The sequence below is a fragment of the Chitinivibrionales bacterium genome (assembly GCA_014728215.1).
Classification (GTDB): Bacteria; Fibrobacterota; Chitinivibrionia; order Chitinivibrionales; family WJKA01; genus WJKA01.
Genome location: WJLZ01000185.1, coordinates 17,327 through 32,172, shown reverse-complemented (window position 1 = coordinate 32,172; position 14,846 = coordinate 17,327). Strand labels below are relative to the sequence as shown.

Here is a 14,846-nt window from a genome sequence, read left to right as displayed (position 1 = left end):
AATTCAGCATAGCAATTCCATACTAGTCCCAGAATCACTTACCCTGAATATCGGCAACATCCGGAGCCGAAATTTTTTCGGTCATAATCTGCAGGGCATCATCGAGGGGCATCCCTGCTATCTCGATCTGCTTCATGTCGGCCGTTCCCAGGACGAGGTGTGCAGCCTGTTCGATATGGGCAACATGTTCTTTTCCTAAGAGCCATGCACCGATTGTATCTGTTGCAACGAAATCGGTTCCGGCCACAACGAGGTCCGATTCGAATGTATATCCCCCGATCGGGCCGGTATCTGTCATGGCCGGATGGCCTGTGATTATTCCCAGCTGCGGCGGAAATCGTTTGCACATGGCGGCGATAAACCCATGGAGATCATCAAAGAAATTGTGCGGATTCAACCCCCTGCTGCGCGGATGCCCGTAATAATCGGCCGCTGGATAAGACATACCGATATTTTTCATTGTCAACGTAACGGTTGCATGCTTGTGTACCTTATGCTGCGACAAAGAAACAAGGGTATCGTAGGAAAATATATGGGGATTGACCATGACCTCCTCCTGAGGGCCGGAATCGAGCCTCACCGATTCGAAGGGAGGGCGGTTGTGGTCAAAAAAGGCAACCCGTTCTTCTCTGATTATACGATCGATTCCCAGAATACGGAAAACCTCATCAGTTTGTCCGTCACCCGAGCCACCGGTAATCGTTATGACCCGCGGGCTGAACTGTTTGACATACCGGATCGCGGCTTGTACCGTGTCGGCCTGGGTGCAGGCGGTAGTATCATCCGGTGACACCCACGTATCGTTTGGCTTGATCGCCACGTGTTTGCCCTTAAAAAGCTCACTTAAATCCCCCAGCATATCGAGTGCCTGGGGAACGCTCTTTGCAATATCGGGATTGTGTGCTATCGATACTTTTGATGCCATAGTGTGTCCTCCTTCAGATTGGAGTATATCGTTCTCATTGCCCTTAACAGGCGCAATCTTCATGCCATAAAGCTTCCGACCGGAGAGGTTTTCGGTCTCCAGGCTAAAGCGGTGGCATGTGGTTTGCAGGTTGGGGTTGAGGGATATTCGATTGGAGACAACGATCTGGGAAAATATGGCTGAGTGCTGATTTCTGAGATTAAAGCTGACACTGAGAAATACCAATACTCCCTTACTCTACAATTCCATTGCCTACAAAAGGAGAGAGCTATGAAAAAGAAAAAGCGGGAAACGAAATATTTTGCTGTTTCCTGGGGACGGCCAAAGAAGAAGCGTGCATGCGGCCTTGGTGATGCTCTGGGGCAACTCGGGTGTGCAATCGGTCAGGGGCTTCTGGCAGGGCTTACCGGGACTGCAGCAATCACCGTCGCACAACTTTTAGAAATGAAAATAACCGATCGTAAACCAAGCAATACCCCCGAAAAAGCAGGGAAAATTGTCCTTGGGGTGAGACCGATCAATAACGCCAAAGGAAAACGGTTCGGGAATATGGTCCACTGGTTTTACGGGATAATCTGGGGAATTCCCCGGGGAATACTGTCGCTCTTTGCAATACGGGGTATACCTGCAACTTTTATCCATTTTCTAAAGATCTGGATAACCGGCATGATGATCCTTCCATGGATGAAAATATCTTCTCCGCCCTGGCAATGGAGCCGCAAGGCGCTCGCTATTGATGGAGTGCTTCATTTTGTGTATGCTCTTGGGGCAGGGGTTTGTTATGATTATATCCATCGAACTAAGGGGCAGGGTAAGTGGTAAGGCATTTTCAAACTTTCACTCCTCAATTTTTAACCCTCAAATATCAAGGATTTTAAAATGCCGGTTGAAGGATATGATATGATTTGTACCGGTTTTCTACATATCCTATATTTCGATATGTGGCGAAAAACGAAAGATAAAACGCCGATGTCTCAAAAAGCAGACACTGGAATCAAAAACGGTCCAAACCATTTTCGAATTTCTTGAAAATGATACAACAGTCAGAGCTGATGAACGAAGACTGAAAAAGATCAAAGCGGTAAATCCAGAATCGTTATGTACCAATCAACGGAAAGGATAAAGCGGAGTACTATGAAAGTCCTGTTTTTATGCACCGGGAATTCCTGCCGGAGTCAGATGGCTGAGGGGTTGGCCCGTCATCTTAAAGGCGACCGTATCGACGCTTTTTCGGCAGGTATCGAGACACACGGGCTCAATGAATATGCGGTGAAAGTAATGGCCGAAGCCGGGGTTGATATTTCGGGCCATCGGTCAAAACATCTCGATGAATTCAAAAACATTGAGTTCGACTGGGTTATTACGGTGTGCGATGCGGCAAATGAATCCTGCCCGGTTTTTCCGGGAAAGGTCAAGCGGTATCATGTCAGTTTCGATGATCCGCCGAGGCTTGCGAAGGATGTGCAAAGCGAAGAAGAAAAACTTGATGTCTACCGTCGGGTACGTGATGAAATACGGTGGTTTGTGGAAAGATTGCCGGATTCATTGAACAGAGAATGAATGGAGAATCATAATGGACTATGATGTCACATTAGTTGAAGAAAGAAAAATGAAAAGCGTCTTCGAGCGCTATTTAACGCTTTGGGTGGGCTTGTGCATTCTGGCCGGATATTTCTCTAGGAAATGGATAATCACTGCTAAGGGAAAGGAATGGTTCAATAAAAGGTTCCTTCCGTTCCTGACACCGGTTACAATAATCGAAGTCTCGGTCATGTTTATGCTCGTAAAAATCTGCACCAATACCAAAAACTGGTTCCCAAAGGAAAAACCATAAACTTTCTGGTGATACCAACATCTACCGGATCGGAGCCGGGCCGATGCAGAGATAATTCAACCGTACCGATACTCGTCGGGTCGCCCGAAACAGAGGATTCCGGAACAATCATGCAGTACATCCGCGCAAGTAGAAACTGTGACAGTGTTCTGATCAGTACTTTTTTTTTGCAAGGACAAGATACTGATACTCGTTAATTCTTTCACCTTTAACAAGGACGAGTCCCGCATTTTGTGTTTCGGAAATCACCCTGTCCATTCCCAGTCTGTCGTTAAGCGGCGGGCCTCCGGGAGATACAACCGTGTCCCATTCAACAATTGCAACTTCTCCGTTGTCCTTTAGCAATCGATGGATTTCTTTGAGGTAGGCCACCCGATCATCTATTTCGTGATAGACAAATGCAAAAAGTACTGTGTTTGCACTGCTGTCCGGTAGAGGGATCGCATCGGGGCTGCACCGGAGGGTCTCAAGGTTTTTTCGGGTTCCCGACCGCCGTTTGAGTTCATCGAGCATCACGGAGGAGATATCGGCTGCAATGACTTTTCCTGTATTGCCCACAAATTCGAGCGCCGGAATAGCGAAATAGCCGATTCCAGCGCCGATATCCAGAAGGGTCTCACCGGGTTTGAGATCGAGCATTTTCAGCACTTTTTGGGGCGGTATAAGCTGTCTACGGTTCTTACTGTCAAGACGATGCATTTTTTCGGGGTTGAATATCTTGCTCATTGCGAAATGTTCCCATTGATAATGATCGGTATTCGGTGACGGTGATCGTAAAATACATCACCGTATTCATCTGTCTCACATCGGCCGGTGACCAGCCTTCTCTTAAGCCACGATTTTCGTCTACGTTCCTCGTTTCTTTTCATCTTTGCCCTTAACCTTTCACCCCTGTTTCCACCTCACCTCGCCAACACAACAATCCCCACCGCATATACAATAATAATTCCGATCCCTTCAAAGCCGATTCGGGCAATTCCCCGTTTTTCTCTTCGAAGGAGACCGAGTAAAAGAAGACCCGACATAATAATCGTAATTGCCAGAAGACCGGCTTCACGTTTCGATACTGCAGCATAGATCGGACCGTCACGATAGAAAACATCGGCAATAGCAGCAAAGAGGGCATCGAAAGCATTGCCCCCGAGGATACCGCTGACCGCAAGGGTAAGCGCGCCTCGACGTACTGCAGCGATTGATGTCACCAGTTCGGCCAGGGATGTTGTCACCGCGACAAAGAGGCCACCCATAATGCTTTGAGAGAGGACCGTTTTTTCAGCAATGCCCTCAGCTGCAACAGTGAGTGCCCACCCCGATGCCATAATACCCATGGCGGTTGCGATAAAATTGATCCAGATTTTTATCAGTGATTTTCCCTCCTGGGGCGCTTCCTGGGGCTCATCGGTTTTGGTTTCTGATGTTATCCTCGGCTGCCACATGGGCCTTTTCAGGCCTCGGGAGATATAGTGCATGCCGGCTATGTAGGTAATAGGAAGAATCGGTGTCATGTAATGAATACCGAACATCGACAAATCAGGACCGATAAATGCAAAGAGCAAAAGGCCGAGCATGGTTATCTGAAGTGCTCCCTGCATCATGCTCTCCACCGATGCTGCGGCGTGCTCCAGGTTGACACGGGGATAGGCCAGATCCGCAACGACAAGCATGAGCATCTGTGCCGCAATACCACCGATAGCATTGGAAAGAGACAGTTCGGCATAACCGTGCGCGGCCGCAACTGCTGATGCAGTTATGCCCGACAGTGACGTACTTGCGCCTAAAAAAATACCGCCCATCAGGGCCTCACCCATACCGGTTTTATCGGCAAGACGGTCGGCGACTGTACTCAGATGAGTTCCCAGAATACCGATAGCCACTGCTGCAATACAAATGATGAGTATATGGGCAAATACCGGCCATTGCGAACCTATGGTGGACATGAGATCAACCTTTCTGAGAAGCGGCTGATGGAAATACAGCTTTGTAGTGATAAACTGCAATTGTCTACAAATATCGTGCCAATGAAAGGAGAGAGGAGGTGCGCTCAGTATAGCCCTTCAGTTCGGGGATTTCCTGGTGTGTACCCGCCTTGTTACCCCGGCACTGAATCGTTGCGCTGATCTGATACATTGATTTTGTAAGGGCGGGACGAAGCATACCGACACGCATGGTGAAATTAGCCTGTTGGAGGAGCTGCTCGTGACAACCGCAGAGGGAATACAGGCATGCTGTTTGCAGGTGAAAATCAGGAACATGGTTGAAATCACGGGTGAGATTTTCGAATCACACTCATGCATCGTAATTGCACCGGCTATCTTCAATCGATTTTTTGCAGATTTTATCCTGCAAAAAAGATGCATCTGGATTGAGTTTCGATTTTAACAATGGAGATTACACCATATGACCACCAAACGAATTCCAACGGGAATCCAAGGGCTTGATACAATACTGATGGGCGGTCTTATTGCCAATGATACACATCTTATATACGGCACCCCCGGCACAGGCAAAACTATTCTGTGTCATCAGATATGTTTTAACTGTATCAAGGCTCAGAATATGCAGTGTCTGTATCTCAACCTACACACCGAGAGCCCCAACGAAATTATTTCCCATCTGGATCCATTTACCTTTTACGATAAAGATTGCCTTCCGGGGTCACTCTATTACATAATGGCCCAGGGACAGATAAAAAAGCATGGGGTACGGAGCCTGATTAAGATGATCAGTGAATCGATTCAGCTAAAGCAGGCAGACATTTTTATATTTGAAGGAATAGGGAATGCCCTATACCAGGCAAATTCCAAATTTGAATTCGTGGATCTGATAACGCAAATCAGGTCGCTGGGACAGATGCACACCTGTACGATAATCCTGACAAACAAGCAGCCGCAGCCTGATCCGGCGTTAACCGTTGTCGACAGCATTATCCAGCTTTCGGATATTATTCTCGGCCCCCGGGCCACCAAGCAGGTCACGATTCACAAGACCCGGGGAAGCGCGTTTATGGCCGGGAGGCACGAAGTGGAGTTGTCGAGCGAGGGGCTCCGGGTGTATCCGCAGATAGAATCAAAAATTGTTCCGTTAAGTATAGTCGAGAACGGCAACTCTTCCCGTATGTCGACCGGTGTCGGGGGATTGGATGAAATGATGGGTGGGGGCATTCCTGTAAGATCGAGCACAACCATTGTGGGCATGCCGGGCGTGGGAAAAACCACCCTTGGACTTTCCTTTCTTCTGGAAGGCGCGTGTCGGGGGCAGGAGGGAGTATATATGGGGTTCCTCGAGACGCCGTCACAACTACTGCGCAAGACCGATAGTTTAAATATGCCGCTTCGCTCGATGACCGAAAAGGGGAAAATTCATATGCTCTGGGAAGCTCCCCATGAGCTTATTCTCGATGCTCTGGCTGAGCGGCTTATCAATGTTCTGAAAACTCGTAACGGTGAAGGGGAAATGCGGGTGTTTATCGATGGCATTGAAGGCTTTGCTATGGCCGCGATCTATTCGGAACGGATACCGCTCTTCTTTTCGGCCTTTCTGGCTCATCTTCGCGATTGCCGCGCAACGACGCTTATCAGCAAAAACATGCCGCTTTTCACACCGCCTCAGCTCGTGGGACAGATCGAATTTACCGATCAACTCATCGATTCGACAATTATCCTTCGCTATCTCAGAAATAAAGCGCACATGTGCAGGTTTCTTTCAATTGTCAAAATGCGGGAGAGTGAGTATCACGCCAACACGAGAAGCTTCCGGATAGATAAAGGCGGGATGAGCATTTGCGACATTGATGAAAAAACGGAGGAATTGTTGCATGGATCCAGTATTCAATTCTAAAATGTAATATGTAGTTATATTGTGAAAGGGATAATCCTGTTATGATGGTTGCTATTGTTGATGATGATTGGGGGATGCTCGAAGTACTCACCTTGATTCTTGAAAAAAACGGCTATACGACAAAAACCTTTTCCGATTCAGAGGAATGCTGGGAATGGATCAGCAATCCATCGAATAAATGTCCCGATATTCTCATTTCCGATCTGATGATGCCGGTATTTGACGGTGTCGAGCTTATTTCAAAAATCCGTTCCGAAACCCATTGCCATAACATCCCGATTATTCTCATAAGTTCAGTTACCAGGGTTGAAGACCGTGATGACCTCTGGGATGTTTTTCTCCATAAATCATTCCGCCGCAAGCAATTCCTGGAAACCATCGATAAAGCAATGGCTATTCGTAAAAACAAGTGCAGGAAAAATTGAGGTTGAGGTTATGAAAAAATCCCCCACCTTTGATCTTTGACCCCCTCTTCCCCCGTGGGCCTCTGATCCTCACCCCCAATCCGCTGATCCTACCGGGGGCACAGAATTTGCACTCCCTTTACGTATGAACTCCAATACGTACGAAACGGATCGCCTTCTCTGGCCGGAGATTATGAAAATCGCCGCATTATTTGCAGTCATCCTTATTCATAGTGCCGCACCGCTTCTGGTGAGATACCAGAAGGTGGGAAGTACTGCGTGGTGGATCGGCAATCTCTACGATTCGGCAGCCCGATGGTGTATTCCGGTTTTTGTTATGTTAAGCGGTACATTTCTTATTGATAAGGCGGACGGCTCTCTTCTCGGCCGGTTTCTCCGCCGCCGGGTTCGTCGAGTACTCATCCCTTTTCTTGTCTGGAGTGGATTGTATTTCTTGTGGCGCATTTATATCAACCATGAGCCCCTCGCTTTTAAAAATTTCTTTACGCTCATATTTCTGGAACCTGTCTATTACCACTTGTGGTTTCTGTATATTCTTATCGGACTTTACCTGATTGCGCCCATCGTTAATGTTTACATGCAGCATGCAAGCACTCGGAGTGTTCTCTATTTCCTGATTTTATGGGTACTATTCGGCTCCCTTCTTCCCATGGTCGAATCATTTTACCATTTCAGTATCTATCCAACGGTACGAAATGCCGAATCGCTTTTTGCTTACTTTGGCTATTTTGTGCTGGGCCGTGCACTTCGGGATGTTGTTCCAACCCCTATGCAGCGGCTGCTGCTTATTATTGCATGGTTCGTTGCCTTTGGAGCTACAACGGTGGGGACCTGGTACCTGACTATCGTGCGCAACGGCGGCACGTTCGATGCACTCTTTTACGATTATTACAGTATCAATGTCATAGTTATGGCGCTGAGCATATTTCTGGCGATGAAAGGAAAGGGCATTGTAACTGCAGATCATGTGAAGCCCAAAGGATACCAGATAACCATTGCCGTTGCTGCATGTGTGCCGGGAATGTATCTGATTCATGCCATGATTATTTCGATGCTTCTGCGGGGTCTGGCCGGTTTCAGTTTCAGTAAATCATCATTGCCCCTGGCACTTGGAGTGCCGGTTTTCGCAGGAGTCGTTTTCGCAATTTCGCTTATGATAATAATCGTGATCAGAAAAGTACCGGGGGTGAAGTGGATTGTGCCGTAAGGGGGCGTATGATCAAGGTGAAGGTTAAAAGTTAAAGGTTGATAGTTGAAGATCAGGGTTCTGAGACCATTTACTGTAAATCATCCTTGTTCCTGGTGCTCGAAAAAATGATAACAGATTCTTCGTCTCACTGTGCGAGATTATGACAAGGTCACAAAACGATGACGATGAAAGGGTAAGAAATAATATGATTAAACACTTTATTTTTCTGGTGATTTTCCTGATCTCGGCTCCCGATAACGGTTATGAATCGGAGCTTGAGCTTTTGAGGGAAGACCGATATAAAACCTTTTACAAAATTGCGTATTCCTCCTTAGCCCGGATGTCAAAGGCTCGGGCATGGCGAACGGTGGCGCAGGGAGTGGAGGAAATTACAATACGATCATCTGCCGACAGCACCATGCAGCGGGCGCTGTTTTATAACTCAGGATCATCACATACAAAACCACTGCTTCTGGTGCTCCATTCCTGGAGCGCTGATTATATGCAGCATTTCAGCATCCCCTATGGAGTATGGGCGGAAAAAAACGACTGGGTGTTTATTCATCCCGATTACCGGGGAGCCTATACCAATCCGAAATCAACGGCATCGGAGCTTGCGATTCAGGATATTTTAGATGCCTTGGCCTGGGCAAAAGCAAATGCCCGGATTGATACAACCCGTGTCTACATTACGGGATTCTCGGGCGGGGCGATGACTACCCTTATTATGGTAGGGCGGTATCCGGAGTTATGGACAGCGGCCGCAGCCTGGGTGCCGGTCTACGATCTGGTGGAATGGTATCAGACCACAAAAGGCGCACGGCACGATTATTCGGGATATATCGAAAATTCCTGTGGCGGACCGCCGGTTAACGGAAACAGCGCTGAAAAGGAGTGTCGAAAACGGAGTGTCAGCAGCTATCTGAGTAACGCCCGGCGAAAGGAGGTGCATGTCTATATCGCAACGGGGATCGAAGATAATTTTGTTCCCCCGAGTCATTCGATCAGGGCATTTAATGATCTCGCCTATCGACGTGATAGAATACCGGAAAAGTATTATACCTTTATCGATAAAAATCACCGCCTCCCTCCTGCAATGACAGGATATTTTGCCGACAGTCTCTATACCGATGCCGGACGATACGTGCTGTTCGAGAAAAAATCGCGTAATGCAATCCTGAAAATATTCGACGGCCGTCACGATGTAATTTATAATGCAGGGTTATTCTGGTTAAGCAAGCAAAAAAAAGATTAAACGCATAAAGGGGCTATCTGCCAGTGAGATTAACCGGTTTTTCATTTTTTACTATCCTTCCAATTTTTGTTTCCCTATTGCATCTCAACGCGGCCGAACCGGCGTATTCGAAAACAGTTCCTCTCAAGGACAACAGCGCAGCTTATGAAAGAAAACTTGTTGGCCTGGGGTTTGTGGATGTTCGCACCCTCGATTCGACAATCAGAGTGGAACTCAAATACGGCGGTACCGATAATTTCATGAAAGCCGATGTTTATGGTGGTTTAAAAAAATGTTACCTCCGCCGTCCGGCTGCAGAAATACTGGCTGCTGCCAATGCATATCTGAAACAGAAGTATCCTCATTTGAGAATTCTTGTGGCTGATGGATTCCGGCCTCGTCGGGTGCAGCGGAAAATGTGGAATCTGGTGAAAAATACAGCCATGCAAAATTATGTCGCCAATCCGAAATGGGGCTCCATGCACAACTATGGCTGCGCGGTCGATGTCACCATTGCCGATACAAATGGCATCCGCCTCGACATGGGATGTCCCATCGATCACTTCGGCCCCCTTTCCCAGCCCCGACTCGAAAAAAAATATCTCCAATCAGGCCGTCTCACAAAACAGCAAGTCGCCAACCGTCATATCCTTCGTGATGCCATGACTCAAGCAGGGTTTCTCCCCCTTGCAATCGAATGGTGGCATTTTAATGCCTTCGACAAAAAAGCCGTGCGTAAACGATATGATATCGTTGAATAAATGGCATGCAATTTGCATTCTTATCTGAGTCACCGGCGGATTTTTTTGTCCGCAGGTGTCGTATTGACTTACCAAGAAATATGAGCACTCTATTAAAGGAGGATCAAATGGAATCAGAAAAACAAATAACTGAACATTTAGTCTCATTAATAAAAATCGATATCGATGCATCTCATGGATACAGCCAGGCTATTGACGAAGTTGAGGATCCTGATATTCAGGAACAACTCATTCGGTATCAGGAAGATCATGAACGTCATATCGATGATCTTTCAGCGCTTCTGCTCGATATGGGAGAAGAACCGCCGGAGCTGACGCGTGATATTAAAGGATATTTCATTGAAGGCATGACCGCACTGCGAAGCAGAATGGGAACCGAACAGGCGCTCAAGGCCATGGAACAAAATGAAAAACTTACCAACAAGACCTATGGTGATGCTCGAAAATGGGATGTCCCTCAGGAGGTACACGAGGTAATCCAGCGTAATTTTACTGATGAACAGGAGCATCTCAAATACATCCAGGAGACACTCAAAAAGCGCACCTGGGAGCAGAAGACCCATGTTTAGCCGGATAAATCGGGCCGGTATTTAACCGGCCCGTTGTTGGCTGAGGATCAAATGCAGCCGAAAAAGCAGCCGAACAAAAGTATGTATCGGTTTAAATTGTCTTACCCGCATTTACACACAAGGGGAGGTTCGTAATGCACAGGATTTTCTGCACATTTCGTAATTACGATCCGGCAAAATCGGCTGTTGAAAAACTCAGCCATGCCGGACTTCCAGATGAATCAATCAATGTCGTTTTACAAAGAACACTTGTGGGCCCGCATGCCGGGGCATCATATAGTAAAACGCTCACGCGATATCATGGCACATCTGATTCATGATCCGGTACAGGACCGTTATCTTCTCGATGAAGTTGCGCTTATCCGTGTAAAACGCCTGCGCCTGGGAGAGGAGTATAAGAACTATATCATCCGTACGCTGAGACCGGGAGGAACAATTTTAATATTGAAATGTACTTATAAGTGGCCTTCCTTTTCCCTGGGAGCTCGTTCCCTTTTTCAGGTTGGCGGATTTGGTGATACCGACATACGGGAATATGTCGACGGCGGCCCCCGGGTAAAACAATTTCTTGCCGAAGAGAATTCCCGGTTCCATTATTGGAAAATGCCCGATCTCAAGCAGGTCGTTGCCCCGGAAGCCGAGTGGGGGTTTGATGAAGACCTTGATGAAGACATCGGGGTGTTTGCCGAACGCAATGGCTATAATGTCTGCCGACTGTATTTCGATCATCCTGAATCACTCAGTGCGCCGACTGCCGATTTTTACCGTGCCTGGTATAAAGAAAGGGGGATTGAGTCCCGGCGCCTGATGGCCGATTGCTTCTCTCAGATGAGCCCCTCCTGGGCATTACACACTGCTTCGATTCCCTACTGGATGGCATTCAATACAAAACGATCGCTGGATGGCTGACACGATATATTGATATGAGAAATGGTATCGACGAAATCTATATTTCCCTCATGTCACACGGGGTTGAAGGAATCGGGCATGTACCTTATGAGCAGTGGAATACAGTGGTGAATCGTGCATCAGTTCGTGGCCGGATCGTAGGCAATGACCCCTCGGTTTACCCCCGCGATTTCGCTTCCTATATTCTCTACCACGACAGTATCGCCACCGAAATACCCGGCCCCCGATATCCCTTTCCTCCACCCGTGGGACTCCCGGACCTTTCACGGTTTCTGAGGTCGTGCGGTGTGGAAATCGGGTGAGAGCGGGATGCGCTGAAGGTCTGGGGCAAGGGGCGGTTTACGGGAGAGAGGATGGTGATGGGTATGATAATCGGCAACAATAATAGAGCAGAATAGTGGGTTCAGGATACAGGGTATAGGTTTTTGTCTCAAATTGTTGTCTCTCTCCCAATAGCATCTCGGGACTCGGATCGCTCCTCATCTTCTCCCGTCATTTTGTCACTTCTTTGTCCATAAAATCCAAATAGCATGAATAAGAACGGGAAAATATCCGATTTTAACGACGTGTTTTTCTCGATTCCGAAAATCGTTTTATCGTTTTTGCAAAGGATCTATAGAAATATGGCAACTACCCATTACTCCGCCACTCCACTACTCCAATCTTTTCTTATTCAGGAATATCAAATTCCGACATCGAGAGTTCGCCGGGGTCTTCGATAAGGCCCATTTTTCGGAGGCGGGCGATAATCGGCTGCAGTTTTCGCAGTGTTTCTATTGCTGCTGCATCGCCGGCGTTGCTTTCGAAGGCGGTAAAAGGCTCTCCTGCAGCAAGGCGTTCAAGAAAGGTGCGAGGACGCGGAAAGGCTTTCAGTTTTACCGGTTTATCGGCATCGATTCCCGCGGCTTCCTTGGCAATTTGCAATGCATCCGCAAAACTCCCTGTTGCATCGATCAGCCCCCGGGCTTTTGCCTGTTCTCCGGTCCAGATCCGTCCTTTGGCAACCTCACGAACTTCCTCGAGCATCATATTCCGCCCTTTGCCGGCTTTGGTCATGAAATCTCTGTAGGCCATATCGAGCCAATTCTGTACCCATTTCCATTGTTCGGGAGTATAATCGTTGGTGGTTGACCAGATCGTTGCATTTTCGCTGGTGTAAAGCTGGTCCCACGCCACGCCGAATTTATTCCAGAATTCGGTGGTGAGCATTTTTCCGCCGACAACACCGATCGACCCGGTAATCGTTCCCCGATGTGCGACAATCGAATGGGCCGACATGGCAACAAAATAGCCGCCCGATCCCGCAACATTGGCCATGGAAACAACAACCGGTTTGCCGGCTTCCCTGGCACGGACAGTTTCACGCCAGATCGCATCGGATGCCACATAAGAACCGCCGGGGCTTTCGACCCGGAACAGGATCGCTTTCACCGATCGATCATTAACTGCGGCCCTGAATGCCCGAGTAATGGTTTCCGCTCCCATGACAAAATTTCCGCTGAGTGGCGCATACCGACTTTTCCCAAGGGTAATTGATCCTACGCCATGGATAAGGGCGATTGTCTTTCCTTTATTATAGGGACTTCCGGCTCGTTTCAGATACCGAGCGGCACTCAAAGCTTTCTTCCGCCCGCTGGTCGCATCCCGTAATTCATTGAAAACATCGCTTTCGTAAGTAAGTTTATCGACCAGATTCAAATCAAGTGCTTCCTTGGCAAGATAGGGACCTTCGGAAATAATCGATGACAGTTTTTCCTTTGGGATTTTTCGCGATTCGCTGATATCGGTTATCATCTGATCGTACAGGGAATTCAGAATAGCACGCTGTGCTTCCTCATGCGGTTCGATATATTCGTCTTCAGTTAATACATACAATGCAGTTTTGTATTTTTCACGATGATCGAGGCGGGGTTTAATGCCCAGTTTGGTGAGGGTCTCTTCTAAAAAAGCAGATTTGGCCATCAAACCGGTCAGCCCCACCGATGCCGAGGGTTGGGTATAAATTTTATCGAACGCGGCGGCAAGATAATAGGCCGCATTACCACGACTCAGCTCACCGAATGTTGGGGAAAATACCCATGCCGGTTTTCCACCCTTTCGGAAAGTGGCGACAGCATCCCTGATCTCCTGTACATGGCCCAGGCCGATACCGGCAGGACCAAGCTTTACCATGGCTCCCTTGATGCGGTCGTCATCCGCAGCCTTGTGCAGCGCCGAGGTCACTGTCAGTACCCGTGGTATTTTGCCTATCGTCAGGCGGGCAATGGGCTGGTCGGGAATATGTTCGATAACCCCGTTGGAAAGATCGATTTCCAGAATAGTCCGGTCCGATACCCGGGCACGCATACGGAAAAAAAACATTGAGAGTATGCCCACAACAATAAGAATAAAGGTTATTGCGCCGAGTGCGATAAAAAGCCGTGTGAAAAACACTTTCATTTTTTCTCCTTCACAGATTAGTTACTTCCATTTTCTATCGATAACAAAAAGCCGGGAATCGGCCGGGAATTGAAGGTGAGTCAAAAAAACCTTTACACTTTCGACTCACCCTAAGGTTGTTTACATGCTTTCAAACTATTATCGTTCAGGATGAGCCACCCCGGTTACATCGCGCATGACTTCTCCGGTAAGGTTTGCTTCAGTACTCATAGCGAGATCGCCAAGAGAGATAATACCTACGATCTGATCATCCTGGTTTTTTACCAGAAGACGGCGGATCTTTTTGTACTGCATGATATGGGCAACTTCCGAAATGTCGGCATCAACCATGCAGAAAATCACTTCAGGAGTCATAATTTCGCCCACGGTGGTGGTTGAAGGGTTTTTGTCCTGAGCAACCGAGCGTACAATAATATCACGATCGGTAACCATTCCAACCGGTGTACCCTTGTCGATAACCGGTAGCGCGCTCACATTCATCGATTCCATCAGCTGTGCTGCCCGGCGCACCGTCTCAAGAGCACCGACACTTTCTGCCGTGTGCGTCATAATCTCTTCCGCTTTCATAGAAGCTTCTCCTTTCATAAAGATTCATGGTAAAAAGGCCACTGCACTCAGCATCATCTCAGTAATTATCCTGAAAATGGTGCAAAAAATGTGCCATCAGATCAGAAAACAGTCTCAAAAAAGGGGGGTTTGGCATACATTTTGCATTTTCTTCAGA

At 47.7% G+C, this 14,846-nt stretch carries 16 protein-coding genes; 11 read left to right on the top strand and 5 right to left on the bottom strand.

Annotation, left to right across the window (positions count from 1 at the left end):
* Positions 1-34 precede the first annotated feature (34 nt).
* Positions 35-988 (bottom strand): DUF362 domain-containing protein, encoded by a 954-nt coding sequence (locus GF401_16250; GenBank protein ID MBD3346608.1) that lies wholly within the window; start codon positions 986-988, stop codon positions 35-37.
* Between the two features lie 207 nt (positions 989-1,195).
* Here GF401_16250 and GF401_16245 point away from each other — a divergent pair, with 207 nt between their 5' ends.
* From GF401_16245 to GF401_16235, 3 genes are all read left to right on the top strand, one after another.
* Positions 1,196-1,747, top strand: coding sequence for a hypothetical protein (locus GF401_16245; GenBank protein ID MBD3346607.1), 552 nt, complete (start codon positions 1,196-1,198; stop codon positions 1,745-1,747).
* 276 nt (positions 1,748-2,023) lie between these two features.
* Positions 2,024-2,485, top strand: a complete 462-nt coding sequence (locus GF401_16240) for an arsenate reductase ArsC (GenBank protein MBD3346606.1) — start codon at positions 2,024-2,026, stop codon at positions 2,483-2,485.
* A gap of 13 nt (positions 2,486-2,498) precedes the next feature.
* Complete coding sequence (locus tag GF401_16235) at positions 2,499-2,759, top strand: hypothetical protein (GenBank protein MBD3346605.1); 261 nt, start codon at positions 2,499-2,501, stop codon at positions 2,757-2,759.
* Between the two features lie 153 nt (positions 2,760-2,912).
* On the opposite strand, the gene GF401_16230 is transcribed toward GF401_16235, so the two are convergent.
* Together GF401_16230 and GF401_16225 are read right to left on the bottom strand one after the other, a co-directional pair.
* A complete protein-coding gene (locus GF401_16230) occupies positions 2,913-3,485 on the bottom strand; it encodes a methyltransferase domain-containing protein (GenBank protein MBD3346604.1) in 573 nt (190 codons plus the stop codon).
* Positions 3,486-3,661: 176 nt separating this feature from the next.
* A complete protein-coding gene (locus tag GF401_16225) occupies positions 3,662-4,642 on the bottom strand; it encodes a sodium:calcium antiporter (GenBank protein ID MBD3346603.1) in 981 nt (326 codons plus the stop codon).
* A 514-nt stretch (positions 4,643-5,156) separates the two neighbouring features.
* Between GF401_16225 and GF401_16220 the strand changes: the two genes are divergently transcribed.
* The 8 genes from GF401_16220 (at position 5,157) to GF401_16185 (ending at position 11,985) form a co-directional block, all read left to right on the top strand.
* Positions 5,157-6,596, top strand: coding sequence for an AAA family ATPase (locus GF401_16220; GenBank protein ID MBD3346602.1), 1,440 nt, complete (start codon positions 5,157-5,159; stop codon positions 6,594-6,596).
* 41 nt (positions 6,597-6,637) lie between these two features.
* Positions 6,638-7,021, top strand: a complete 384-nt coding sequence (locus tag GF401_16215) for a response regulator (protein MBD3346601.1) — start codon at positions 6,638-6,640, stop codon at positions 7,019-7,021.
* A gap of 124 nt (positions 7,022-7,145) precedes the next feature.
* Positions 7,146-8,228, top strand: coding sequence for an acyltransferase family protein (locus GF401_16210; GenBank protein MBD3346600.1), 1,083 nt, complete (start codon positions 7,146-7,148; stop codon positions 8,226-8,228).
* Between the two features lie 142 nt (positions 8,229-8,370).
* Entirely contained in the window at positions 8,371-9,465 is a 1,095-nt protein-coding gene (locus GF401_16205; GenBank protein MBD3346599.1) for a prolyl oligopeptidase family serine peptidase, read from the top strand.
* A 77-nt stretch (positions 9,466-9,542) separates the two neighbouring features.
* Positions 9,543-10,205, top strand: coding sequence for a peptidase M15D vanX D-ala-D-ala dipeptidase (locus tag GF401_16200; GenBank protein ID MBD3346598.1), 663 nt, complete (start codon positions 9,543-9,545; stop codon positions 10,203-10,205).
* A gap of 107 nt (positions 10,206-10,312) precedes the next feature.
* Entirely contained in the window at positions 10,313-10,774 is a 462-nt protein-coding gene (locus GF401_16195; GenBank protein ID MBD3346597.1) for a DUF2383 domain-containing protein, read from the top strand.
* 216 nt (positions 10,775-10,990) lie between these two features.
* Complete coding sequence (locus GF401_16190; GenBank protein MBD3346596.1) at positions 10,991-11,683, top strand: hypothetical protein; 693 nt, start codon at positions 10,991-10,993, stop codon at positions 11,681-11,683.
* Positions 11,684-11,697: 14 nt separating this feature from the next.
* Complete coding sequence (locus GF401_16185; protein ID MBD3346595.1) at positions 11,698-11,985, top strand: hypothetical protein; 288 nt, start codon at positions 11,698-11,700, stop codon at positions 11,983-11,985.
* A 367-nt stretch (positions 11,986-12,352) separates the two neighbouring features.
* On the opposite strand, the gene sppA is transcribed toward GF401_16185, so the two are convergent.
* Together sppA and GF401_16175 are read right to left on the bottom strand one after the other, a co-directional pair.
* The gene (gene sppA, locus GF401_16180; GenBank protein MBD3346594.1) at positions 12,353-14,122 is read right to left on the bottom strand and encodes a signal peptide peptidase SppA; all 1,770 of its coding nucleotides are present in this window, start codon (positions 14,120-14,122) and stop codon (positions 12,353-12,355) included.
* 138 nt (positions 14,123-14,260) lie between these two features.
* Positions 14,261-14,707, bottom strand: coding sequence for a CBS domain-containing protein (locus GF401_16175; protein MBD3346593.1), 447 nt, complete (start codon positions 14,705-14,707; stop codon positions 14,261-14,263).
* Between the last annotated feature and the right edge of the window lie 139 nt (positions 14,708-14,846).

Coding starts and splice junctions, on each gene's coding strand:
- GF401_16250 (MBD3346608.1), bottom strand. CDS start 988: ATGAAGATTGCGCCTGTTAAGGGCAATGAGAACGATATACTCCAATCT.
- GF401_16245 (MBD3346607.1), top strand. CDS start 1,196: ATGAAAAAGAAAAAGCGGGAAACGAAATATTTTGCTGTTTCCTGGGGA.
- GF401_16240 (MBD3346606.1), top strand. CDS start 2,024: ATGTACCAATCAACGGAAAGGATAAAGCGGAGTACTATGAAAGTCCTG.
- GF401_16235 (MBD3346605.1), top strand. CDS start 2,499: ATGGACTATGATGTCACATTAGTTGAAGAAAGAAAAATGAAAAGCGTC.
- GF401_16230 (MBD3346604.1), bottom strand. CDS start 3,485: ATGAGCAAGATATTCAACCCCGAAAAAATGCATCGTCTTGACAGTAAG.
- GF401_16220 (MBD3346602.1), top strand. CDS start 5,157: ATGACCACCAAACGAATTCCAACGGGAATCCAAGGGCTTGATACAATA.
- GF401_16215 (MBD3346601.1), top strand. CDS start 6,638: ATGATGGTTGCTATTGTTGATGATGATTGGGGGATGCTCGAAGTACTC.
- GF401_16210 (MBD3346600.1), top strand. CDS start 7,146: ATGAACTCCAATACGTACGAAACGGATCGCCTTCTCTGGCCGGAGATT.
- GF401_16205 (MBD3346599.1), top strand. CDS start 8,371: ATGACAAGGTCACAAAACGATGACGATGAAAGGGTAAGAAATAATATG.
- GF401_16195 (MBD3346597.1), top strand. CDS start 10,313: ATGGAATCAGAAAAACAAATAACTGAACATTTAGTCTCATTAATAAAA.
- GF401_16190 (MBD3346596.1), top strand. CDS start 10,991: ATGAATCAATCAATGTCGTTTTACAAAGAACACTTGTGGGCCCGCATG.
- GF401_16185 (MBD3346595.1), top strand. CDS start 11,698: ATGAGAAATGGTATCGACGAAATCTATATTTCCCTCATGTCACACGGG.
- sppA (MBD3346594.1), bottom strand. CDS start 14,122: ATGAAAGTGTTTTTCACACGGCTTTTTATCGCACTCGGCGCAATAACC.
- GF401_16175 (MBD3346593.1), bottom strand. CDS start 14,707: ATGAAAGGAGAAGCTTCTATGAAAGCGGAAGAGATTATGACGCACACG.